Source organism: Oceanimonas sp. MB9, assembly GCF_011319775.1.
In the GTDB taxonomy this organism is placed as follows: Bacteria; Pseudomonadota; Gammaproteobacteria; order Enterobacterales; family Aeromonadaceae; genus Oceanimonas; species Oceanimonas doudoroffii.
In genome coordinates, this window is sequence record NZ_VFBE01000009.1 from 282,644 (window position 1) to 305,577 (window position 22,934).

Annotated in this window: 24 protein-coding genes; 16 read left to right on the forward strand and 8 right to left on the reverse strand. The window is 61.4% G+C overall.

All coding sequences use genetic code 11. The annotated features are described in order from the left end of the window. Positions 1 to 2: 2 nt before the first annotated feature. From OJHNALOF_RS12705 to OJHNALOF_RS12715, 3 genes are read left to right on the forward strand one after another with little or no spacing between them, the layout of a single operon-like run. Positions 3 to 485: a DUF2878 domain-containing protein gene (locus OJHNALOF_RS12705; protein WP_094198750.1), complete on the forward strand. Its 483-nt coding sequence runs from the start codon at positions 3 to 5 to the stop codon at positions 483 to 485. A 2-nt stretch (positions 486 to 487) separates the two neighbouring features. After that, the gene (locus OJHNALOF_RS12710) at positions 488 to 970 is read left to right on the forward strand and encodes a chalcone isomerase family protein (RefSeq protein WP_165662241.1); all 483 of its coding nucleotides are present in this window, start codon (positions 488 to 490) and stop codon (positions 968 to 970) included. Between the two features lies 1 nt (position 971). After that, positions 972 to 1,502, forward strand: a complete 531-nt coding sequence (locus OJHNALOF_RS12715) for a DUF3833 domain-containing protein (protein ID WP_165662242.1) — start codon at positions 972 to 974, stop codon at positions 1,500 to 1,502. A gap of 193 nt (positions 1,503 to 1,695) precedes the next feature. On the opposite strand, the gene yfbR is transcribed toward OJHNALOF_RS12715, so the two are convergent. Then, positions 1,696 to 2,289 (reverse strand): 5'-deoxynucleotidase, encoded by a 594-nt coding sequence (yfbR, locus tag OJHNALOF_RS12720; protein WP_165662243.1) that lies wholly within the window; start codon positions 2,287 to 2,289, stop codon positions 1,696 to 1,698. A 69-nt stretch (positions 2,290 to 2,358) separates the two neighbouring features. On the opposite strand from yfbR, the gene OJHNALOF_RS12725 reads away from it, so the two are divergent. Next, positions 2,359 to 2,649 carry a DUF1244 domain-containing protein gene (locus tag OJHNALOF_RS12725; protein WP_094198754.1) on the forward strand — a complete coding sequence of 97 codons (291 nt, stop codon included), beginning with the start codon at positions 2,359 to 2,361 and terminating at the stop codon, positions 2,647 to 2,649. 71 nt (positions 2,650 to 2,720) lie between these two features. On the opposite strand, the gene purU is transcribed toward OJHNALOF_RS12725, so the two are convergent. From purU to OJHNALOF_RS12740, 3 genes are all read right to left on the reverse strand, one after another. After that, positions 2,721 to 3,557: a formyltetrahydrofolate deformylase gene (gene purU, locus OJHNALOF_RS12730; protein ID WP_094198755.1), complete on the reverse strand. Its 837-nt coding sequence runs from the start codon at positions 3,555 to 3,557 to the stop codon at positions 2,721 to 2,723. Between the two features lie 28 nt (positions 3,558 to 3,585). Then, positions 3,586 to 4,047: a YchJ family protein gene (locus OJHNALOF_RS12735; protein WP_165662244.1), complete on the reverse strand. Its 462-nt coding sequence runs from the start codon at positions 4,045 to 4,047 to the stop codon at positions 3,586 to 3,588. Between the two features lie 108 nt (positions 4,048 to 4,155). Beyond that, the gene (locus OJHNALOF_RS12740; RefSeq protein ID WP_165662245.1) at positions 4,156 to 5,109 is read right to left on the reverse strand and encodes an OmpA family protein; all 954 of its coding nucleotides are present in this window, start codon (positions 5,107 to 5,109) and stop codon (positions 4,156 to 4,158) included. Positions 5,110 to 5,495: 386 nt separating this feature from the next. Here OJHNALOF_RS12740 and OJHNALOF_RS12745 point away from each other — a divergent pair, with 386 nt between their 5' ends. From OJHNALOF_RS12745 to OJHNALOF_RS12780, 8 genes are all read left to right on the forward strand, one after another. Next, positions 5,496 to 5,750: a DNA-binding transcriptional regulator gene (locus OJHNALOF_RS12745; protein WP_094198758.1), complete on the forward strand. Its 255-nt coding sequence runs from the start codon at positions 5,496 to 5,498 to the stop codon at positions 5,748 to 5,750. A 134-nt stretch (positions 5,751 to 5,884) separates the two neighbouring features. After that, a complete protein-coding gene (locus OJHNALOF_RS12750; protein ID WP_094198759.1) occupies positions 5,885 to 6,667 on the forward strand; it encodes a M48 family metallopeptidase in 783 nt (260 codons plus the stop codon). Further along, a complete protein-coding gene (locus OJHNALOF_RS12755) occupies positions 6,667 to 7,593 on the forward strand; it encodes an ROK family protein (RefSeq protein WP_165662246.1) in 927 nt (308 codons plus the stop codon). Before OJHNALOF_RS12750 ends, OJHNALOF_RS12755 begins: the two co-directional genes overlap by 1 nt. Before the next feature lie 42 nt (positions 7,594 to 7,635). Beyond that, positions 7,636 to 8,247 (forward strand): FKBP-type peptidyl-prolyl cis-trans isomerase, encoded by a 612-nt coding sequence (locus OJHNALOF_RS12760; protein ID WP_094198761.1) that lies wholly within the window; start codon positions 7,636 to 7,638, stop codon positions 8,245 to 8,247. A 146-nt stretch (positions 8,248 to 8,393) separates the two neighbouring features. Then, positions 8,394 to 9,206 carry a 4-hydroxy-tetrahydrodipicolinate reductase gene (gene dapB, locus OJHNALOF_RS12765; protein WP_165662247.1) on the forward strand — a complete coding sequence of 271 codons (813 nt, stop codon included), beginning with the start codon at positions 8,394 to 8,396 and terminating at the stop codon, positions 9,204 to 9,206. Positions 9,207 to 9,620: 414 nt separating this feature from the next. Continuing rightward, on the forward strand, positions 9,621 to 10,757 hold the full coding sequence (gene carA, locus OJHNALOF_RS12770; RefSeq protein ID WP_165662248.1) for a glutamine-hydrolyzing carbamoyl-phosphate synthase small subunit: 1,137 nt from the start codon (positions 9,621 to 9,623) through the stop codon (positions 10,755 to 10,757). A 16-nt stretch (positions 10,758 to 10,773) separates the two neighbouring features. Then, on the forward strand, positions 10,774 to 14,001 hold the full coding sequence (gene carB, locus OJHNALOF_RS12775) for a carbamoyl-phosphate synthase large subunit (protein WP_094198764.1): 3,228 nt from the start codon (positions 10,774 to 10,776) through the stop codon (positions 13,999 to 14,001). A gap of 257 nt (positions 14,002 to 14,258) precedes the next feature. Next, positions 14,259 to 14,465: a cold-shock protein gene (locus tag OJHNALOF_RS12780; RefSeq protein WP_094198765.1), complete on the forward strand. Its 207-nt coding sequence runs from the start codon at positions 14,259 to 14,261 to the stop codon at positions 14,463 to 14,465. 62 nt (positions 14,466 to 14,527) lie between these two features. Here the strand turns inward: OJHNALOF_RS12780 and ansA are convergent, their stop codons facing one another. Next, the gene (ansA, locus tag OJHNALOF_RS12785; RefSeq protein WP_165662249.1) at positions 14,528 to 15,547 is read right to left on the reverse strand and encodes an asparaginase; all 1,020 of its coding nucleotides are present in this window, start codon (positions 15,545 to 15,547) and stop codon (positions 14,528 to 14,530) included. Then, positions 15,547 to 17,382 (reverse strand): signal peptide peptidase SppA, encoded by a 1,836-nt coding sequence (gene sppA / locus OJHNALOF_RS12790; protein ID WP_094198767.1) that lies wholly within the window; start codon positions 17,380 to 17,382, stop codon positions 15,547 to 15,549. The genes ansA and sppA overlap by 1 nt, the downstream gene beginning before the upstream one ends. 215 nt (positions 17,383 to 17,597) lie before the next feature. On the opposite strand from sppA, the gene OJHNALOF_RS12795 reads away from it, so the two are divergent. Further along, a complete protein-coding gene (locus OJHNALOF_RS12795) occupies positions 17,598 to 18,155 on the forward strand; it encodes an NAD(P)H nitroreductase (RefSeq protein WP_165662250.1) in 558 nt (185 codons plus the stop codon). 48 nt (positions 18,156 to 18,203) lie between these two features. Here OJHNALOF_RS12795 and mobA read toward each other — a convergent pair whose 3' ends face one another. Then, positions 18,204 to 18,809, reverse strand: a complete 606-nt coding sequence (gene mobA / locus OJHNALOF_RS12800) for a molybdenum cofactor guanylyltransferase MobA (protein ID WP_094198769.1) — start codon at positions 18,807 to 18,809, stop codon at positions 18,204 to 18,206. A 166-nt stretch (positions 18,810 to 18,975) separates the two neighbouring features. Between mobA and OJHNALOF_RS12805 the strand changes: the two genes are divergently transcribed. The 3 genes from OJHNALOF_RS12805 (at position 18,976) to OJHNALOF_RS12815 (ending at position 21,922) form a co-directional block, all read left to right on the forward strand. Next, complete coding sequence (locus OJHNALOF_RS12805) at positions 18,976 to 20,184, forward strand: MFS transporter (protein ID WP_165662251.1); 1,209 nt, start codon at positions 18,976 to 18,978, stop codon at positions 20,182 to 20,184. Between the two features lie 52 nt (positions 20,185 to 20,236). Then, the gene (locus OJHNALOF_RS12810) at positions 20,237 to 21,076 is read left to right on the forward strand and encodes a DNA ligase (protein ID WP_165662252.1); all 840 of its coding nucleotides are present in this window, start codon (positions 20,237 to 20,239) and stop codon (positions 21,074 to 21,076) included. Positions 21,077 to 21,142: 66 nt separating this feature from the next. Beyond that, positions 21,143 to 21,922 (forward strand): NRDE family protein, encoded by a 780-nt coding sequence (locus OJHNALOF_RS12815; RefSeq protein ID WP_165662253.1) that lies wholly within the window; start codon positions 21,143 to 21,145, stop codon positions 21,920 to 21,922. 47 nt (positions 21,923 to 21,969) lie between these two features. On the opposite strand, the gene OJHNALOF_RS12820 is transcribed toward OJHNALOF_RS12815, so the two are convergent. Beyond that, positions 21,970 to 22,911: a LysR family transcriptional regulator gene (locus OJHNALOF_RS12820; RefSeq protein WP_094198773.1), complete on the reverse strand. Its 942-nt coding sequence runs from the start codon at positions 22,909 to 22,911 to the stop codon at positions 21,970 to 21,972. Between the last annotated feature and the right edge of the window lie 23 nt (positions 22,912 to 22,934).

Below are 22,934 nucleotides of genomic sequence, written 5' to 3' on the forward strand. Positions count from 1 at the left end.
CCATGTCGAAATGGCAATGGACCCAGCTGCTCGCCTTTGAAGGTTTCTGGCTGCTGGCGGTGGCCGGGCAGAATGCCTGGGCCTGGCTCACCGCCGGGCTGCTGCTGGTGCATTTCGCCTTTACCCCCAGCCGTCGGGCCGATGTGCGGGTGTTGTGGCTGGCGGCCCTGGGGATGGCGGTGGACGGCCTGCTCACCCTGACCGGAGTGTTTGCCTTCAGCCACTGGCCTCTGTGGCTGGGACTGCTGTGGGTGGGTTTTGTGTTGACCCTGGGGCACAGCCTGGTGTGGCTGCGGCGCTTTTCCTGGCCCTGGCTGGCGCTGACCGGAGCCGGGGCGGGAGTGTCTTCATACCTGGCGGGCTGGAAGCTGGAGGCGGTGGTGCTGCCCCTGGGGCCCTGGACGACGGCCTTTATTCTGGCGTTGATCTGGTCGGCGCTGCTGCCCCTGCTGGTGATATTTGATCAACGATTGCGGAGGACGTGATCATGAAGAAGTTCTGTTGCCTGTTGTTGTTACTGGTGTCCCAGGCCTGGGCCAGCCCGGTGTCCGATCTCACCCTGGTGGGGCAGGGCAAGATGAGCTGGCTGTTCTGGGATCTGTACCATGCCCGTTTCTACAGTGAAGACGGCCGTTATCAGGCCAACCGCTTTCCGCAGGCCCTGTCGCTGCGCTATCAGCGCAATATCGACAAGGAAGACCTGCTTACCGCCACGGTAAAGGAATGGCAGCGACTGGGGGTGAGCTGGAAGCCGGAATGGCCCGAGCAGCTGGAGCGATTGTGGCCTTCGGTGCGGACCAATGACGAATTGGTGCTTCGCGTGGATGAAAACGGTACCAGCCGGTTTTACTTCAACTGGCGGCTGCTGGGCAGCATCGACGATCCGGCCTTTGCTCCCGCCTTTCTGGCGATCTGGCTTTCCACGGACAGCCGGGATCCGGCCCTGACCCGACAGCTGAAAGGAGGCTGACATGAAAGTATTACTGGCGGCGGTGATGGCATTGTTGCTGAGTTCCTGCAGCAGCCAGATTGCCGACTATGAAAACACCACGCCAGCGCTGGAGCTGGACCGGTTCTTTACCGGCGAGCTGGTGGCCTATGGCATGGTGCAGGACAGGTCCGGCCGTGTGCTGAGGCGCTTCAAGGTGGACATGGTGGCCAGCTGGGAAGGCAACCAAGGCGTGCTGGAAGAAGACTTTGTGTACGATGACGGTGAGCAGCAGCGCCGGGTCTGGTATCTGGAAAAACACCCCGACGGACGCTATACCGGCACCGCCGATGACGTGGTCACGCCGGCCGAAGGCCGGACTCGGGGCTATGCCCTGAACTGGCGTTATACCCTGGCGGTGCCGGTGAATGGCAAGGTCTGGCATATCGACTTTAACGACTGGATGTACCTGCTCGATGAGAACCGCCTGATCAACCGGGCCGAGATGACCAAGTGGGGCTTCAGGGTCGGGGAAGTCACCCTGTGGATGGAGCGTAAAACCGATGAGAGCTGAAGCCGTATGCGGGGAGTGGGCAAAGAAGCGGCAGCAGGTTTACCAACGCCGACACGCTTCGAGCCCTTCCCTGGGACGCTCGGCACATGCCCTCCCTGGCATGTGACGGTCGGCTAAGGTAATCCCTGCTGCCGCTTCATTCAGATACTGAGCTGAATGCCGCAGTGCGCTTTGAGCAACGGTTTGGCACGCTTTAAAACCCCGGGGTGGAGATCTCATCCAGCGACAGGGAAAAGCTGGGCACGAACACCTCCAGAAAATACCGAATTTCGTCGTTCATGCGTTCGTCCAGCATGGCGGTGAGGCGCTCCCGCGCCTTGGCGAACTCCCGGTTGCCTGCCGACAGCTCTTCCTGGCACTTGAGGTAGGCACAGAGAATGTCGGCGGACTTCACCAGGTGGCTGTATTCGTCATCCTGATGGCCGCACAGCAGCGTCTCAAAGGCCGGTTGCAGCTTGGTGGGCAGCATGGCCAGCAGGCTTTGCTCGGCGTTTTGTTCGATGGCCTTGTAGGCGGAGGCCATCTCTCGATTGAAATATTTCACCGGCGTGGGCAGATCGCCGGTGAGCACTTCGCTGGCGTCATGATAGAGCGCGCGCATGGCGGCGGTGCCCGGGTCCAGCTTGCCGTTAAACAGGGTGTTTTTAATCACCGCCAGGGCGTGGGCCACCATGGCCACCTGCAGGCTGTGCTCGGCGACGTTTTCCGACGCCGTGTTGCGCATCAGCGGCCAGCGCTGGATCAGCTTCATGCGTGCCATCTGGGCAAAAAAGTGACTGCGGTTCATGATGTTGCCTCATGAGGTTTGCGGGGCTTGCCGTTATAATGGCATCACCGTCACCAATGGAGAAGATTCATGGACAAGCAAACTCAGACCGAACTGGAAGCCGCCGCCTTTCGCACCCTGCTGGCGCACCTGGACAAGCGCAAGGACGTGCAGAACATCGATTTGATGAACCTGGCCGGTTTTTGCCGCAACTGCCTGAGCAAGTGGTATCTGGCCGCTGCCGAAGAACGCGGTGTGGCAATGGACTACGATCAGGCCCGGGAGCGGGTCTACGGCATGCCTTACGGCGAATGGAAAGAGAAATACCAGCAGGAAGCCACCCCGGAACAAAAGGCGGCCTTTGAGAAAAGCCAGAAATAACGGCTAACGCCGAGTTATTAAGGCCCCGCAAAAGCGGGGCCTTACACGCCTCACATGTTACGTCTTACATCTCACTTAAACACTACCGTGCGGTTGCCATACACAAACACCTTTTCTTCCAGCACCAGGTTGAGTGCCCGGCTCAGCACCGACTTTTCCACATCCCGGCCGGCCTTGGCCATGTCCTGAGCGGAGAAGGCATGGTTCACGTGGGTCACATCCTGCTCGATAATGGGACCTTCATCCAGGTCGTCGGTCACGAAGTGGGCGGTGGCACCAATCATTTTCACGCCGCGTTCATAGGCCTGGCGATAGGGACTGGCGCCGATAAAGGCGGGCAGAAAGGAGTGGTGAATATTGATAATGCGCTTTTCGTAGCGGGCCACAAAGGTCGGGCTGAGAATGCGCATGTATTTGGCCAGCACTACATAGTCGGGCTCATAGCGATCGATCACCTCGGCCAGCAGCTGCTCGTGTTCGGGGCGGTTCAGGCCCTCGTGAGACACGGTGTGGTAGGGAAGGTCGAATTTTTCGGTCAGCCCCTGCAGGGTCTCGTAGTTGCCTATCACGGCGGCAATGTCGATGTTCATGGCGCCACTGAAGTGCTTCATCAGAATGTCGCCCAGGCAGTGGGCTTCCTTGGTCACCAGGATCACCACTCGCTTGCTGCCCGCCGGCACCAGGCGGTTATGCCCGCCTTCCGGCAGGGCGTCGTTCAGATCCGTCAGCAGGCCGTTATCATCAAACTGGCCTTCCAGTTCGGTGCGCATAAAGAAGTGGCCGTTGTCATGATCAACAAATTCGTCGTTGCGCACGATGTTAAGCTGATGCCGGCAGCAAATGTTGGTGATGTTGGCGATCAGCCCCTTGGCATCGGGGCAGTGGGTCAGCAGTATTTTTCGTTCCATTTGTTTCTTCTTGTCGGTATCAAGGATGTCAGCGACGGCCGCAGCAGTGCTTGTATTTTTTGCCGTTGCCACAAGGGCAGGGCTGGTTGGGGCCGATTTTGGGCGGATTGTGTATTCCCGAGTGATAGACCCAACGGCCTTCAAGGCGCACAAAACGGGAGCGTTCGTGCAGCAGCACGACTCTGCCATTTTCGCGGTAACGCACTTTGAACTCCACTTCCCCCTCGTCGTCTGCGGCGGAGCCCCTGGCAAAGACGATGGCGAGATCCAGCCACTCGGTATGAAGGCCGGACTTGCCGAGGGTGGCGGCGTCCAGTTCCCCCAGGGTGTCCGGGTGCCAGGTTTTCACCAAATACTCGCCCAGCCCAAGCCGGTAGGCACTGTAACGGGAGCGCATCAGCGCCAGTGGGGTAGGGGCGTCGAGGCCGCCTTCCAGAAAGGGTTGGCAGCAGCCGGCATAGGGCTGCTTGCTGTCACAATGGCATTGCATGGGATTACATCAAAAAAAGCAAAAAGGCAGTATGCCAGATGCGAACGTGAAAGTGAGAAAAACAAAACGGCCCCGCAGGGCCGTTTGTGACGGGTTTGGCAAAGGGCCTTACTCGATGATTTCCACCTGAACGCTGGCCTGGGCCTTGGCATCCACGCGGCGATCGCGCTGGCGCTCTTCCTCGCTCACGCCCTGGGCCAGCTCTTCACCGTACCAGGCGGTCTGAATGTTCTCGGCGGCCACACCACGCTGTACCAGGTACTCCTTGGCGGCCATGGCGCGACGCTCGGACAGCTTGCGGTTGTATTCGGCGCTGCCCAGGCGGTCGGCGTAACCGGCCAGTTCAACCTGGTAGTCGGGGTTTTGCTCGGAGAAGCGGGCTACTTCGTCCAGGGTGGCACGGGCCTCGGGGGCCAGAGACGAGCTGTCAAAGGCAAAGTAGATGGAGCCGTCGGCGGTCACGGTACGGGTTTCATAGGTGACTTCCGGCTCGGGCTGGGGAGCGACCGGGGCCGGTACGGGGGCCGGAGCCACACGGCGGTTGGGGTGCAGCACCAGCTCCAGCATGACGTTGTTGACGTCGGTCTCAAAGCCGTTTCGGCCTTCATCCCCCATGTCTTCTACACGGCGGTAGCGCAGCTGCACGTCTACCAGATCGCTGGCGCGGTAGGCCACGCCCAGGCCGGCGAGGGGAGACACGCCTTCGTCGCCGTTGGCCACGTCGGTATCCCAGCCCAGGGCACCCACTTCGCCAAACAGGGAGAAGGACTCACCCAGCGGCAGGCGGCCGATGGCGGACAGGTTCAAAGCACGGGTGTCGGCATCGCCACCAAAGTTGGTGAAGCCCAGCTCGGTACCGAAGTACTGGTTGAAGTTGTAGCCGCCAAACAGGCTCACGGCTTCGGAGTCGTTGTCCAGGCCGGAGTTGTTGCGATCGATGTCTTCATAATCGGCATAACCGGCGCCGGCACCCAGGTACCAGTCGTTGGCCTGTGCGCCGACGGAGACACCGGCGGCAGCCAGTGCGATTGCGATAAGAGAAGGAGCCACTGTCTTTTTCATGTTTTTATTCCTCACTTCAGATGAGTGTTTAAGCGTGCTCTGGGGCAGCGTGCCCAGATTACTGGGTGCAGCCAAATCATGAAATGTGTCTCGAATCTTGCCTTGAATCGCCATTTCACTGATATTCGCACGAAGCCAGACTAACGTGTTTTGTGGCGTCTAACAAGACAACGATGAGACCGACGAGACCAAAGTATTCGCACGGGAAATGTCCTGTGGCAGGTTCGAAATGCGTCAAAATGGTTTCCAAATGGGGCGCATTTGTCCGTTTGGAAACATTTTTTCAACAATAAAGGGGCGTGGCCACAACGAGTCTGTTGAGGGGTGTTAAACTAAAAAGTGTACAAATGCCATTGTCGTAATCTGCAAATAGGAGTAGCAAGATTATGAATCCTGATACCAGCCTGGTCGGCAAGAAGATCCGGCAAATACGTGAGGCTATGGGGCTCAGCCGGCCCAAGTTTGCCGAGTTGCTTCAGGTGCCCCCCACCACCCTCAAAAACTATGAGCTGGGTTATCGGGAGGTCGGCGGAGCCTTTCTGGTGGCCCTGTCCCAGCACCCGGATCTGCACAAATATACCCTCTGGCTGCTGGCCGACACCACTGTCCCCGAAGCGGGCCAGGTCAGCCCTGAGTCGTGAGGCCCCGCGGTCCAGGGCGAGGCGTTGACATCGCCCTGCGTCCGTTTTTGTGTCGTTTCCTTCCCGCATGCGTTTGTGCTCACCCTTTTGTATGCTAATAAGGTCGTCCATTTCATAAGTGCGAGGCCATTCCCGTGCGTGCCATTCTACTTGCCCTGATCGTGGGTTCGCTGGTTGCCTGTACCCAGTCGCCTACCGGGCGCAGCCAGGTGCTGCTGTTTTCCGAAAACGACATGCAGCGCCTGGGAGAACAATCCTTTGCCCAGATAAAGGAACAGGAAAACATCAGTAACGACCGTGAGCTCAATCGTTATGTGCAGTGCATCACCGACAGCTTGGTGGCGGAGCTGTCCGGTACCAGCCAGTGGGAGGTGGTGCTGTTCAATTCGGATCAGGCCAATGCCTTTGCCCTGCCCGGGGGCAAGGTTGGGGTCTACACCGGCCTGCTCAAGATCGCCGATACACAGGATCAGTTGGCCGCCGTGATTGGGCACGAGATAGCCCATGTGCTGGCCCGCCACAGCAACGAACGGGTGTCCCGCACCCAGCTCACCAATATCGGCCTGAGTGCCGCCGACGCGGCCCTGGGTCAGTCCGGCGTTCGTCAGCCGGCCATGGCGGCACTGGGCCTGGGGGTACAGGTGGGCTATTTGCTGCCCTATGGCCGCGAGCAGGAGGCCGAAGCCGATCGGCTGGGCCTGCAACTGATGGCCCAGGCCGGTTTTGATCCCCAGCAGGCGGTGACCCTGTGGCGTGACATGGCGGCGGCTGAAGCCGGCAACCAGCCGCCGGAACTGCTGTCAACCCACCCTTCTCACGGCACCCGTATTCAGGGGTTGTCGGCCCTGGTGCCGGATGCCAATAACCTCTATATGCAGGCGCGGGCCCAGGGCAGGCGCCCGGCCTGCGGCCGCTGATGGTGTACGGCCTGGATATCGGCGGCACCAAGACCGCCTTTGGCGTCTTTGACGAGCAGTTTCGGCCGGTGGAAACCACGCAGCATCCCACGCCCGACAGTTACGACGCCTTTGTCGAGCTGGTTTGTGCCCTGGTGCTGAAGGCCGATCAACGGGTTGGCTCGCGCGGCCGAGTGGGGCTGGGCTTTCCCGGGGTGCTTAATGCCGAGGGACGCCTGCTGGCACCCAATGTGCCGGCCATTCACGAGCGGGATCTGCTGACGGATCTGCAGGCGCGGCTCGAGCGGCCCCTGACGGGGGACAACGACGCCAACTGCTTTTTGCTGTCGGAATATCATGGCGGCGCCGTGGCCGGCAGCCGGCTGGCGCTGGGACTGACCCTGGGCACCGGCGTGGGGGGAGCCCTGATCCAGGATGGCCGCCTGGTCAACAGCCGGCGCGGCGGCAGTGGTGAATTCGGCCATGGCCCTATCGGCGCCGCCCTGCTGGCCCGCCACTCGAATTTGCCGCTGTTTGACTGTGGCTGTGGCCTCAGCGGCTGCCTCGAGACCTATGTGTCCGGCACCGGCCTGGCCCGGCTGTATCGTCACTGCGGCGGCCACGAGCAAACTGGCCAGGCTATTATTACCGCCTGGCGGCGGGGGGAAGCCGAAGCGGTGCAGGCCATGACACTGTATCTGGAGGTGCTGGCGGCGGGACTGGGGGCATTAATGACCCAGCTTGACCCCGATGCAGTGGTGCTGGGCGGCGGGCTGGGAGAAGCGGCCTGGCTTTATGACGAGCTGGCCACGCGCCTGCCAGCCCATATGATGCGGGGCATTGCCTCCGCGCCCTTGCGGCCACCGGTGTTTGGTGGCGCCGGGGGGGTACGGGGAGCGGCATTATTGACCAGCCGGCCGGATTCGCCATTCAGCTCACCGGCGTAATTTGTTAGCATGCCTTTTTTACACCCAAACAAAGGGAATCTCATGTCGTCATACGAGACAGTAGAACAGAAAGCCAGCTATGGCATTGGCCGTCAGATTGGTGACCAACTGGCCCAACAGCCGTTTGAAGGTATGGACATTGCTGCGGTACAGCAGGGTCTGGCCGACTCCCTTAACGGTGAAGAGTTCGCCGTGTCCCGGGAAGACATCAATGCCGCCTTTGGCGTGATCACCGAGCGCATGAAGGCCGAACAGGCTTCTCAGTCTGCCAAGGCCAAGGAAGAAGAAGCCGCCTTTCTGAGCGCCAACGGCGAGCGCGCCGAAGTGCAGCAGACCGAATCCGGCCTGCAGTACGAAGTGCTGACCGTGGGCGAAGGTGCCAAGCCGGCCGCTACCGACACCGTGCGCGTACACTACCACGGCACCTTTGTGGACGGCTCCGTGTTCGACAGCTCCGTGCTGCGTGGCGAGCCGGCCCAGTTTCCGGTGAACGGCGTGATCAAGGGCTGGGTTGAAGCCCTGCAACTGATGCCGGTTGGCTCCAAGTGGAAGCTGTACGTACCCCATCACCTGGCCTATGGTGAGCAGGGCGCCGGCTCCATTCCGCCGTGCTCTACCCTGGTCTTTGAAGTCGAACTGCTCGAGATCGCCTGATCCTCGTTCGGTCAGACCCTTGAAAAAAACCGGCAGCCGCCGGTTTTTTTACGGCCGCTTTGGAGACCGCGCAATTTGCAAGCGAAGCGCATTCTGGCAAACTGCGCAACATTCGCATGAACATCCATGAATAAAGGAAAGACGACATGAGCAATCCGGTTCGCATCGCCATTGCCGGCTGTAATGGCCGCATGGGCAAGGTACTGGTTGAATCCGTTACCAACACCGACGGGGTGGTGCTGACTGCCGCCATCGAGCATGCCGGCTCCAGCGTGCTGGGCGCCGATGCCGGCGAGCTGGCCAATGTCGGCCGGTTGAATGTGCCGGTGACCGCCAGTCTGGCCGAGGTAATCGATCAGGTCGACGTGATCATTGACTTCACCCGTCCGGAAGCCACCCTGGCCAATATTGCCCTGGCGCGGCAGCACGGCAAGCGACTGGTGATCGGTACCACCGGCTTCAGCGATGAGCAAAAGGCCGACATTCAGGCCGCCACCGCCGACACCGCCATGGTGATGGCGTCCAACTACAGTGTGGGCGTTAACCTGGTGTTCAAGCTGCTGGAGCAGGCGGCAAAAGTGATGGGGGATTACACCGATATCGAGATTGTGGAAGCCCATCACCGCCACAAGGTGGATGCGCCCTCGGGCACCGCGCTCAGCATGGGTGAGGTGATCGCCAACACCCTGGGACGGGATCTGAAGACGTGCGCCGTTTATGGTCGTGAAGGTATCACCGGTGAGCGGGATTCAAACACCATCGGCTTTGCCACCATTCGCGCCGGCGATGTGGTGGGAGAGCACACCGCGCTGTTTGCCGATATCGGCGAGCGGGTAGAGATCACCCACAAGGCATCCAACCGGCTGACGTTTGCCAATGGTGCCGTGCGTGCCGCGGCCTGGATTGCCGGCCAGCCGGCGGGGCTGTTTGATATGCAGGATGTACTGGGGCTGAAATAACCGCAGAATAATTCATATGAAGCCCGGCTGGCCGCAACATGGCCGGTCGGGTTTGTTATTTTTGGTTTTTATATTATTTATCTTTATGATTATAAAGGTTTTTTAGATCGTTTTTGGGTTTTTGAGATATCTTTTTGTGAAGATACTTCCAAGCTCGCATTTCCTGCTTTGTCCTGCCGCGCTCCATATTGGCTGTTGATTTTTATGTTGTTTTTGTGAATAACAATGCTTGGTGTGCCAAAGTTTTCGTCAGCCACCGTCTGCTATCGTAAAAAAGTTTGTCGAAAACGACGCTTCCAGATAAAATACACAGAATTTGCCCAGTATTAGCCGAGATGCAGTAAATTTTTTTTGTCTGTAACTCGGGACAGCCAGGTAAATTGTTGATTTATAAGAATTAACTTGGAGGTTGTCTTGAATCACTCAGCGCTGCTCGTATTGGAAGATGGCTCGGTCTTCCGCGGTACAGCCATTGGCGCCGACGGTTGTTCCGTTGGTGAGGTGGTATTCAACACGTCGATGACGGGATACCAGGAAATCCTTACCGATCCATCCTATGCCCGCCAGATCGTCACGCTCACTTATCCTCATATAGGCAATACCGGCACTAACGCCGAAGATGAAGAATCCGACCGGGTTCACGCTCAGGGGCTGATCATTCGCGATCTTCCGCTGATTGCCTCCAACTTCCGCAATCAGCGTACCCTGTCCGACTATCTCAAGGCTCACAACATAGTGGGTATTGCCGATATCGATACCCGCAAGCTGACCCGCGTTTTGCGCGAAAAGGGCTCCCTGGCCGGCTGCATTCTGGCTGGAGTCGACCTGGATGAGGCCAAAGCTCTGGCCGAGGCCAAAGGGTTCCCCGGCCTCAAGGGCATGGATCTGGCCAAGGTGGTGTCTACCACCAGCCAGTATCAATGGCGCGAAGGCAGCTGGCAGCTGGGCCAGGGCCACAGCCAGCCCACCGACGCCGAGCTGCCCTACCACGTGGTGGCCTATGACTTCGGCGCCAAGCGCAACATTCTGCGCATGCTGGTGGATCGCGGCTGCCGCCTGACCGTGGTGCCGGCTCAGACTCCGGCCGCCGAGGTGCTGGCGATGAACCCGGACGGCATCTTCCTGTCCAACGGCCCCGGCGACCCCGAGCCCTGTGATTACGCCATCGAGGCCATCAAGACCTTCCTGGAAACCGACATTCCGGTGTTCGGCATTTGTCTGGGCCATCAGCTGCTGGGCCTGGCCAGCGGTGCCAAGACCGTGAAAATGGGCCATGGTCACCACGGTGCCAACCACCCGGTGAAGGATCTGGACCGCAACGTGGTGATGATCACCTCCCAGAACCACGGCTTCGCCGTTGACGGCGACACCCTGCCCGAGACGCTGCGCACCACCCATGTGTCGCTGTTCGACGGTACCCTGCAGGGTATTCATCGCACCGACAAGCCGGCGTTCTCCTTCCAGGGGCACCCCGAGGCGAGCCCGGGTCCGCACGATGCGGCGCCGCTGTTTGACCATTTCATCGAACTGATCAAGAAATACCGCGCATAAGGAGCAGGGTAGAGTCATGCCAAAACGTACAGACATACAGAGCATTCTGATCCTGGGCGCCGGTCCCATCGTGATCGGTCAGGCCTGTGAATTCGACTACTCCGGCGCCCAGGCCTGCAAGGCCCTGCGCGAAGAAGGCTACCGCGTCATTCTGGTGAACTCCAACCCGGCCACCATCATGACCGATCCGGAGATGGCCGACGCCACCTACATCGAGCCCATCGACTGGCAGGTGGTGCGCAAAATCATCGAGAAAGAGCGCCCGGATGCGGTGCTGCCCACCATGGGTGGTCAGACCGCGCTGAACTGCGCCCTGGAGCTGGAAAAGCACGGCGTGCTGGCAGAGTTCGGTGTGGAAATGATCGGCGCCACCGCCGATGCCATCGACAAGGCCGAAGACCGCCACCGTTTCGACCAGGCCATGAAAAGCATCGGCCTGGAGTGTCCCCGCGCCGGCATCGCCCACAACATGGACGAAGCCTACGGCGTGCTGGATCAAGTGGGTTTCCCCTGCATCATTCGCCCCAGCTTCACCATGGGCGGCACCGGTGGCGGCATCGCCTACAACCGGGAAGAATTTGAAGAGATTTGTACCCGTGGCCTGGATCTGTCGCCCACCAACGAGCTGCTCATCGACGAGTCCCTGATCGGCTGGAAAGAGTACGAGATGGAAGTGGTGCGGGATCGCAACGACAACTGCATCATCGTCTGCGCCATCGAAAACTTCGACGCCATGGGCGTGCACACCGGTGACTCCATTACCGTAGCCCCGGCCCAGACCCTGACCGACAAGGAATACCAGCTGATGCGCAACGCCTCCATGGCGGTGCTGCGTGAAATCGGCGTGGAAACCGGCGGCTCCAACGTGCAGTTCGGTGTCAACCCGAAAGACGGCCGCATGGTCATCATCGAGATGAACCCCCGAGTGTCCCGCTCGTCCGCCCTGGCGTCCAAGGCCACCGGCTTTCCCATCGCCAAGGTGGCGGCCAAGCTGGCCATCGGTTACACCCTGGATGAGCTGCAGAACGACATCACCGGCGGCCTGACTCCGGCGTCTTTTGAGCCGGCCATCGACTACGTTGTGACCAAGATTCCGCGCTTCAACTTTGAGAAGTTCGCCGGCGCCAACGACCGCCTGACCACCCAGATGAAGTCCGTGGGTGAAGTCATGGCCATCGGCCGTAACTTCCAGGAGTCGGTGCAGAAGGCCCTGCGCGGCCTGGAAACCGGCATGAACGGTTTCGATCCCGTGGTTGACCTGAACGACACCGAAAGCCTGTCCCGCATTCGCCACGAACTGCAGGACCCGGGTGCCGAGCGTATCTGGTACATCGCCGATGCCTTCCGCGCCGGCATGTCCGTGGACGGCGTGTTCAAGCTGACCAACGTCGACCGCTGGTTCCTGGTGCAGATCGAAGAGCTGGTGAAGCTGGAAGAGCAGGTGAAGGAAGCCGGCATGGCCGGGCTGACCCCCGAGCTGCTGCGCGCGCTCAAGCGCAAGGGCTTTGCCGATGCCCGCCTGGGCAAGCTGCTGGGGGTGAGCGAAGGCGAAGTGCGCAAGCTGCGTCACCGCCACGAAATCTTCCCGGTGTACAAGCGGGTGGATACCTGTGCCGCCGAGTTCGCCACCAACACCGCCTACATGTACTCCAGCTACGACGAAGAGTGCGAGGCCAACCCGACCGATAAAGACAAGATCATCGTACTGGGTGGCGGCCCCAACCGTATCGGTCAGGGCATCGAATTCGACTACTGCTGCGTGCATGCTTCCCTGGCGCTGCGTGAAGACGGTTTTGAAACCATCATGGTCAACTGTAACCCCGAGACCGTGTCCACCGATTACGACACCTCCGACCGTCTCTATTTTGAGCCGGTCACCCTGGAAGACGTGTTGGAAATCGTGCGGGTCGAGCAGCCCAAGGGCGTGATCGTGCAGTACGGCGGTCAGACTCCGCTGAAACTGGCCCGTGCCCTGGAAGCGGCCGGTGTGCCCATTATCGGCACCAGCCCCGACGCCATCGACCGCGCCGAAGACCGCGAGCGTTTCCAGCAGGCGGTAGACCGTCTGGGCCTGAAGCAGCCCCAGAACGCCACCGTGACCGCCCTGGATCAGGCCGTAAACCTGGCCGTGGACATCGGTTACCCGCTAGTGGTGCGTCCGTCCTATGTACTGGGTGGCCGGGCCATGGAAATCGTCTATGACGAGCAGGATCTGCGCCGTTACTTCAACGAAGCGGTGAGTGTGTCCAACGAGTCTCCGGTGCTGCTGGATCGCTTCCTGGACGACGCCACCGAGGTGGACATCGACGCCATCTGCGACGGCAAGGACGTGGTCATCGGCGGCATCATGGAGCATATCGAGCAGGCCGGCGTTCACTCCGGCGACTCCGGTTGCTCGTTGCCGCCCTACACCCTGAGTCAGTCCATTCAGGATCAGATGCGTGAACAGGTGCGCAAGCTGGCCCTGGAGCTGGGCGTGGTTGGCCTGATGAACGTGCAGTTCGCGGTCAAGGACAACGAGATTTACCTGATCGAGGTCAACCCCCGTGCCGCCCGTACCGTGCCGTTTGTGTCCAAGGCCACCGGTGTGCCCCTGGCCAAGGTGGCTGCCCGGGCCATGGCCGGCAAGTCCCTGGCCGAGCAGGGTGTGACCGAGGAAATCATTCCGCCTTACTACTCCGTCAAGGAAGTGGTACTGCCGTTCAACAAGTTCCCCGGCGTTGACCCGCTGCTGGGCCCGGAAATGCGCAGCACCGGTGAGGTGATGGGCGTGGGTGAAACCTTTGCCGAAGCCTTTGGCAAAGCCCACCTGGGCGCCGGCAAGGCGGTACCGAAGGAAGGCCGTGCCCTGCTGTCGGTGCGTCACAGCGACAAGCAACGAGTGGTTGACCTGGCCGCCAGCCTGATTGAGGCCGGTTACCAGATTGACGCCACTCACGGCACCGCCGTGGTACTGGGTGAAGCCAACATCAACCCGCGTCTGGTGAACAAGGTACACGAAGGTCGTCCGCACATTCTTGATCGCATCAAGAACAACGAATACACCTATATCGTGAACACCGCCGAGGGCCGTCAGGCCATCGAGGACTCCCGTCAGCTGCGCCGTGGCGCCCTGGCGCAGAAGCTGTCGTACACCACGACCCTGAACGGTGCCTTTGCCACCGTGATGGCCATGGCTCACGACGCCACCGAGTCGGTGATTTCCGTGCAGGAAATGCACGCCCGAGTGGCCAACGGCAAGTAAGCCGAAGCCACTTAGAGTCAAAAGGCGCCTCAGGGCGCTTTTTTTGTGTTGTACAAAAAATGCTCAGTTATTTGCCGATAATGTTTGACGGCCATCTCCTACTGCCGTAGAGTGCACCTCAGCAAACTTCTCAAGTCAGCGCAGCATCAGTATCTTGTTGGTCCCTTACGGCTCTACAGTCACCACGCTTCCCTTATTTGATATTTATTGCGGTTCCGGGCATTTGCCCATTCATATGTTTAAAAAGGTAAGTATACATGGCTACTGGCACTGTAAAATGGTTCAACGAGTCCAAAGGTTTTGGTTTTATCACTCCCGCTGACGGCGGCAAGGATCTGTTTGCCCACTTCTCCGAAATCGTCGGCTCCGGCTTCAAAACCCTGGCCGAAGGTCAGCAAGTATCCTACACCCCGGCCGAGGGTGCCAAGGGTCCTCAGGCTTCCCAGATTCAGGTTATTTCTTAATTCTTCGAATTTTGAAAAACCATAAAAAAAACCCGCTTCGGCGGGTTTTTTGCGTTTGGGGCTCAGCCGGCGGGGAGCGTCAGCTCGCCCCGCAGGCTGTGGCCCATAAGTTCCCGCACCTCGTCCACCGGCAGATTCTTGCTCAGCAGGTAGTGCAGTTTGGTCAGGGCCGCTTCCGTGGTCATGTCATAGCCCGACAGCACACCGGCGTCGGCCAGGGCCTTGCCGGTGGCGTAGCCTTCCATGTTGACCGAGCCGCGCCGGCACTGGGTGAGATTGACGATCACCACGCCCCGGGCCGAGGCCTCGGCCAGCAGGGTCAGCATGGCCTCGTTCTGGGGCGCGTTGCCCACGCCGTAAGACAGCAGCAACAGGGCCTTGACCGGTTGGCGCAGCAGGTTGGCGATCACCTCCGGGCTGATGCCCGGATACAGCATGACCACACCCACCGGTTGGGGCGTGATGGGGCTGACGTTCAGGGGGTTGCCGCTGGCCCGGCTGAGCCGGCCGGCCTCCAGGCTGATATGAATGCCGGCGTTGAGCAGGGGGGGAAAGTTGGGGGAGTCAAAGGCGTGAAAGCCGTCGGCGTGCACCTTGCTGGCCCGGTTGCCTCGATACAGCCGGTTGTTGAAAAACAGACCCACCTCGTGAATGGGGTATTCGGCGGCAATATAGAGGGCATTGAGCAGGTTGTTACGGCCGTCGGAGCGCAGCTCCACCAGCGGGATCTGGGAGCCGGTGACGATCACCGGCTTGTCCAAGTCTTCCAGCATGAACGACAGCGCCGAGGCGGTAAAGGCCATGGTGTCGGTGCCGTGCAGCACCACAAAGCCGTCGTAGTCGTCGTAGTGGTCGCGAATGTCGTCGGCAATGCGCTGCCAGTCGGCCGGGGTCATGTCGGACGAGTCGATCAGCGGATCATATTCGTGAATATGATAGGCGGGCATTTCCGGCCGGTGCAGCTCGGGGGTGTCGGCCAGGCTGTCGGTCATAAAGCCCGCCAGGGGCACATAGCCCTTGGCGGATTTCTGCATGCCGATGGTGCCGCCGGTGTAGGCGATATAGATTTTCTTTCGGTGCATTAAAACTCCTGGCATTCCACACACAGCACATAGCGGCCGCGAATGTCGTTAAAGCGGGACAGTGCATTCAGCTCCCGGCCCAGCTGGTCACCGGCCGGGCGCAATACCTCGGGCAGGGCCGACTGCAGCAGGGCCTGGGCGTCGAGGTTGGAACTCATCAGCTGCTCCATCAGCAGCTCTTTGGGTGAGCGGGGCAGACGCACCCGTTTGACCCGGTATTCGGGCAGGCCGGCCAGCTCGGCGGCGCCGGCCAGGGCATCGTCCAGGTAACCGAGTTCGTCCACCAGCCCCAGCCCCTGAGCGTCGGTGCCGGTCCACACATGCCCTTGAGCGGCGGCTTCCACTTCCGCGGGGTTGAGTTTGCGGCCTTCGGCCACCAGGGTCACAAACTGCTGGTAGGTATGCTCCACACCCAGCTGGATCAGTTCCTGGGCATGGTCGGGCAGGCCGGTGGTCAGGCCGGCGCCGACAAAGTCGGTGGTGCCCACGCCGTCGGTGTTAAGGCCGAGCTTGGCCAGGGCATCCTCAAAGGTGAGAAACAGCCCGAACACGCCGATAGAGCCGGTGAGGGTGGTGGGCGCGGCATAGATTTTGTCGGCGTCGGCGGCAATCCAGTAGCCGCCGGAGGCGGCGGTGCTGCCCATGGACACCACTAGCGGTTTGCCGCTTTGCTTGAAGCGCAGCAGGGCGGCACGGATCTGCTCGGCGGCAAAGGCGCTGCCGCCGGGGCTGTCAATGCGCAGCACCAGGGCGTTGAGATCGTTGTCACGACGGGCCTGGTCAATCAGCCGGGCGAGGCGTTCGTCACTGATGGTGTTGGGGGCCGGTTCGCCGCTCATGATGGCGCCGCTGGCGGTGATCAGGCCCACCGCCGGGGCGGTGCTGTCGGTGGGGCCCCTGTGGGCCAGGTAACGGGGCACGCTCAGGCTTTGGTAGGCGTTGGCCTGATGATCCCAGCCCGCCAGTTTGGCCACATGGCGCAACATGTCATGGCGGCTGGCCAGCCGGTCCACCAGGCCCTGCTCCAGGGCATAGCGGGCCGGGTCGCCGCCCACGGCACGAAAGCGGCTGAGCAGCAGCTCCTTGCCCGGGCTGATGTGATCGGCGGGAATATCGCGCAAGGTGCTGACGTTGTCCTGATAGTGCTGCCACAGCTGGTTCAGCCAGCGCAGGGTATCTTCCCGGCTTTCCGCCGACATGTCGTCACGCAGATAGGGCTCCACGAAGGATTTGTAGGTACCCACCCGGAACACGTGGGGCGTGATGTCAAAGCGCTCAAAGGCCGACTTGTAATGCAGCCGGTACACTCCCATGCCCTGAATGGTGACGGCACCGGCCGGGTTTAGCCAGATTTCGTCGGCATGGGCTGCCAGGTAATACTGCCCCTGAGTGTAATAGTCGCCCAGGGCATACACCGGTTTGCCCGAAGTCTTGAAGCCCTCCAGGGCCGCGCCGACCTCGTCCAGCCGAGTGAGGCTGGACTCGGTCATGTTCTGCAGCCTGAGCACCACCACCTTGATGCGCTCATCGTGGCGGGCGGCGGCCAGGGCGTCCTTGATCTGCTCCAGGGTCAGCGGCGGTGGCGCGTCGTCGCCGGACAACCACTTGCTGAACAGGCGACGAGGGCCGGGTTGATCTTCCTGCTCCAGCACCGGGCCGTTAATTTCCAGGGTCAGGGCGGCGCTGGCGGGCAGGGTGGGGGCTTCCTTTTCGCCAAAGAACAGAATGAACAGGGAAACCAGGGCCAGCAGGAAAAACAGGTTGATAAACAATGCGCGCAGCGCACTCAGCACTCGGCCAAGGGTGCGAAACAGCCATTTGATGGCAGACCACATAACAACGCCTTGAAAAATGAGGGTCGAATTGCTCCATTATGGCGTGAGCGCCGGCGCAATGCCACGGCCGGGCCCGGGATTCGACGCCGTCCTCACGAAAAACGGCAACCACGCGCAGGTTTGCTAACGCGAGGAAGCCGTCATGAAAATGCGTGAGGCTTTATGCCGCCTGCCCGGGCTGGTAAGGTAGCGCGGTCTCAAAACAGGAGTAAATAATGGACGCACTGGAACTGTTACTGAACCGTCACTCCAATCCCCGTCTGGTGGATCCGGCCCCTGCCGGCGAGCAGCTGGACATCCTGTTCCGCGCCGCCCTGCGCGCCCCGGATCATGCCGCCCTCACACCCTGGGAATTTATCGTGTTTGAGGGCGAGCAGCGCCGGGCACTGGGTGAGGTGCTGGCCGCCGCCGCCCAGGCACAGGGTGAAAGTGAAGACGCCATCAATAAGGCCCGCAATGCGCCACTGCGCGCGCCCATGGTCATTACCGTGGTGGCCAAGGTAAAAGAACACGACAAGGTGCCGCGACTGGAGCAGGAGCTGTCTGCCGGCTGTGCCCTGATGGCCATGCAGATGGCGGCCCAGAGCCAGGGCTTTAGCGGTATCTGGCGCACCGGCTGGTTTGCCTTTGACCGGGGCGTGCACCGGGATCTGGGCCTTGAGTCGCAGGATCAGATCGTCGGCTTTCTCTATCTGGGCACGCCGGAAGTGGAAGTACGCAAGCTGCCCGAGCGGGATCCGGCCCAGTTTGTGCGCCACTTCGGCCGTTCCTAAAGAAAATGCCGGGTTGTCCCGGCATTTTCTGTTTATAGGGGCAGTCCTTCACTTGCCGCCTTCTCGGCCCTCGCCCCTTGCCTCCAGGTCCATCAGGGCTTCGGGCGTATTGAGGTTGTAAAAGGCCTCGGCCTGATCGCGAAAGTCTACCGTCACCAGTTGGTGGCGTTCATACCACAGCTGCAGCTTGCGATCACCGCCATCCAGGTAATTGCACAGGGATGGCAGCAGCGACTGGTGCATCAGCGCGGTGGCGGCATGCAGCTGGGTGCCGTCGTCGACCACGGCGATCTGGTCGTGGCGGTGCACCGCGGCACACAGCCGGGCGGCCAGATCGGCGGGCACCAGGGGGCTGTCGCAGGGCACAAACAGCACCCATTCGCTGGGGGCGTGGGTCAGCCCGGCCTCAAAACCCGCCAGGGGGCCGGCAAAGTGGTATTCGTCATCGGTGATCACCGGGGCCAGCGCCCGGTAGTGTTCCAGGTTGCGGTTGGCATTGATCAGCACGCGACCCACCTGGGGGGCGAGCCGCTCCAGTACATGGCTGACCAGGGGACGTCCCCACAGCGGCAACAGGCCCTTGTCGGCTCCCTGCATGCGCAGGCCCCGGCCTCCGGCCAGAATGACCGCGGTAATGTCTTTCGGATCCAGCATGGCCCCTTCCGTTTGAATGATTTCCTTATGAATTTTAACCCGTTATAGCATGCCCCGAGTGGGGAGTGGTCACACAACGCGGGTTTTTAATTGCTTGAGCCGTACCGGCATCGCTTCTAACATGGCGGTTCCGTACGCCCTTTAAGAACAATAAGGTATAACAATAATGAGCACTCATGCTGCCGGTGACGATCCCTTTCTCGGCCGTCCCCTGATCGCCGGCCTGGCCGTGGTGGCCCTGTTGCTGACCGCCGCCAACCTGCGCGGCGGCATTGTGGTGGTGGGCCCCCTGGTGGAGCAGATCCGTTCCAGCCTGGCCATCAGTGCCAGCGCCTTCAGCCTGCTGACCACATTGCCGCTGCTCTGCTTTGGGGTGATTTCCCTCTGTGTGCCGGCGCTGTCCCGGCGCTGGTCGCCTCAGGTGCTGGCCATCGCCGGCCTGCTGGTTATCGGCCTGGGTGTCCTGCTGCGACTGGTGAACGACTATGCGGTAGTGTTGCTGGGCACCCTGCTGCTGGGGGCGGCCATTGCCCTGCTCAATGTACTGATCCCTGGCCTGGTCAAGGCGTTCTTTCCCCGCAAGGTGGGGCTGATGACCGGGCTTTACTCGGTGACCCTGAGTGTCGGCGCCGGCATGGGTGTTTATCTGGCGGTGCCGCTGCTGGAGCGGTTCGGCCACTGGCATTATCCGGTGGCGCTGTGGGCGGTGCTGCCGCTGCTGTGCACCCTGTTCTGGCTGCCCATGCTCAGGGTCGAGGGCGTGGGGCGGCCGGCCAATCCGGTGAGGGTGAGCCTGTGGCGTGACAAGCTGGCCTGGGCCATTACCTGTTACATGGGATTGCAGTCGTTCTACTTCTATTCCATGGCCACCTGGATGCCCAAAATGCTGCTGGAAAGCGGCCTGGACGCCCATGATGCCGGTACTGCCACCGCGCTTATCAACCTGGTCAGCATTCCGTTCAACTTTCTGGTGCCCATCATGGCGGCGCGCCTGGCCAGTCAGCGGCGGCTGGTGCTGGGCATTTTTCTCGCGTCCTTTACCGGCCTGGTAGGGCTGTGGTGGCAACCGGCCATGGCGCCGCTGCTGTGGGCTTCGCTGGTGGGCGTGGGCTGCGGCGGTGCATTAAGCCTGGCGCTGTCGCTCTTTGTGCTGCGCGCCGCCAATACCGCCCAGGCCACGGCGCTGTCGGCCATGGCCCAGAGCATCGGCTACCTGCTGGCGGCTTCGGGGCCGGTGGTGTTGGGCATGATGCGGGATGTGGAAGGCGCCTGGCAGGGCGCCCTGCTGCTGATGATGGCGTTGCAATGCCTGCAGCTGGGCTGTGGCTGGTATGCCGCCCGCCCCGCCAAGGTGGTGCCCGATCAGCAAAAATAGCGCCTTGTTGCCAACCGGCTAGACTTTGCCGGACAACAACAAGGAGCACCTCATGAAACCCTTTCCCGTGTTGCTGCCCCTGCTTTGGCTGGGGCTGCCGGTTTCGGCCTTGGCCGAGGCACCCCCATTGCAACTGGCGGCGGAGCATGCCCCCCATCACAACCCCGCCGATTACCTGGTGAGCGAAAAGCTCGACGGGGTACGGGCATACTGGAATGGCCACCAGCTGATATCCCGGGGCGGCCATGTCTTTGCGGCTCCCGACTGGTTTGTGGCGGGTTTTCCCGCTACGCCCCTGGACGGTGAACTCTGGCTCGGTCGGGGCCGCTTTGACGCCTTGTCGGCGGCGGTGCGCCGCCTTGAGCCGGTTGCGCGGGAGTGGCGGGCCATTTGCTTTATGGTGTTTGACCTGCCCGCCAGCACCTTGCCCTTTGAAGGACGGCTGGCGGCCCTGCAGGCCCTGTTCAGGGAGGTCAACACCCCTTATCTGCACCTGCTTGAACAACATCGGGTGGCCGATGCCGCCGCCCTGGCGGCCAGGCTCGACAAGGTCACCGCCGAGGGGGGCGAAGGCCTGATGCTGCGCCACCGCCGAGGCCGCTATGTTCCCGGCCGCAACCAGGAATTGCTCAAGCTCAAACATTTTCAGGACGCCGAGGCCACCGTGCTGGCGGTGCTGCCGGGGCAGGGAAAATATGCCGGCATGATGGGTGCCCTGCTGGTGGAGACCCCCGATGGTCGGCGCTTTAAACTGGGCACCGGCTTCAGTGATGACGAGCGCAGCCATCCGCCGCTCCCCGGTGTGGTGGTGACCTACCGTTACCGGGGCGAAACCACCACCGGCCTGCCGCGCTTTGCCAGCTTCTGGCGAATACGCGATGACATGCCCTGATACTGGTGTCTGCATTCTTGCCGCAGTAAAGTGGAGCGGATACGGATTACGGTAAGGAAACGACCTTTGTGTTTAATCGCCTTTGACTGGCAGCCGGCCAGTCCCCGGTTGTTGTTGCTGGCCAACCGGGACGAGTTTTATGCCCGACCCACGGCTCCCGCCGGCTGGTGGCCGGAGCAACCGGCGCTCTGGGCCGGGCGGGATCTGCAGGCCGGTGGCACCTGGTTGGGGCTGACCGCCGCCGGGCGCTTTGCGGCCCTCACCAACTATCGTGAAGGCGAGCCCCGGGCGGGCCGGCGCAGCCGGGGAGAACTGGTCAGCGGTTTTCTCACCGGTGAGCAGGCGCCCGCCGGCTACCTAAGGCGGGTTCTGGCTCAGGGTGAAGAGTATGCCGGTTTTAACCTGCTGGTCGGTGATCTGCGGGCCGGAGAGCTGCACTATGGCGGCAATCGGCCGGGGGGCGAGCCGCGCGCGCTGCAGGCCGGGCGTTATGGCCTGTCCAATGGACTGCTGAATACTCCCTGGCCCAAGACCGAGCGACTGAAATGCGGCCTGAGCGGCCTGAGTGCGGGCGATGAAGAGGGCGCGCTGGCGCTGCTGAGCGACACCACCACGGCTCCCGATGCCGCCCTGCCCATGACCGGCGTGCCCCTGGAGCTGGAACGCCGCTTGTCTTCGGTATTTATTGGCGGTGAAGATTACGGCACCCGGGCCCAGACGGTGCTGAGCCTGGAGAACGGCCAAGTGCGCATTCTGGAGCAGGGGCGGGGGCCTCATGGCCGCCTGCTGGAAACGCGGCGGGCCGAATGGCGGCTGGCGTCCGTCGAGCGAATGCGCCATGCCTGAGGTTGAAGCGCGCCCTGACGCCACCATTACGGCGGCGCGTGATTCCGTTACCCTATGTGTGCCAGCAGGGCGTCCAGATCATTGTGAATATGTCGCTCGTCCACACAGCGGGCGAGGTGTTCATTGACAAAGCGCACAAAGTTGGCGGCGGGGTAGGGCAGGCGGCGGTTGCCGTGGCACACCAGATACCAGTAACTGCCCAGGGGAAATCCGGGCACCGCCGGGCGGCCCAGCCGGTGTTGGCCTTCCATCAGGGTATGCTCCGACAGCACCGCCAGCCCCAGGCCCTGCTCCACACTCATGCGAATGACCTCATTGCTCTCTATCTGCATCACCCGCTTCAGCTGCAGGTTGCGGCTGCGCAGCCACTCTTCAAACACCAGCCGGGTAGCACTGCCCGGTTCCCGCAATAGAAAGCGTTCGTTCAGCAGCGCCGCAAAGTCGGTTGGCGGCCGTTGCAGCGCCCAGTGGTCCGGCGGGGTCAGCAGCACCAGCGGGTTGTGAATAAAGCGCGCGCTCAGGGTGTGCTCGCCAGCAGGCGGATGGCTGAACAGGTAGAGATCATCCTGCTGGTGACGGTGGCGCTCCAGAATGTAGCCCCGGTTGCCCACGCTGATGGACACCTCCACTCCCGGAAACTGACGGTTAAAGGGGCCCAGCAGGCGCGGCAATATGTATTTGGCGGTGGTGACCACGCCAATGCTGAAGCCGCCGCGGGTACCCTGACGGGCATCCTGCAGAAAGCCGCCAAAATCCTCAAAGCGGGACAGGGCGTCAAGGGCGGCGTGGTAGAGCTCGGTGCCGATAAAGGTGGGTTTCATGTGCGTATCGAGCAACGGCTCGCCCACCGCCTCGGCCAGGCGTTTGAGCTGTTGCGAGACCGTGGGCTGGGTCAGGTGCAGCTGGGCCGCGGCCCGGGACACCGAGCCCAGCCGCACCACGGCCACATACACCTGCAGCAGGCGAAAGGTCAGGTGGCGAACATTCATGGATAATTATCTATGCAGGACTT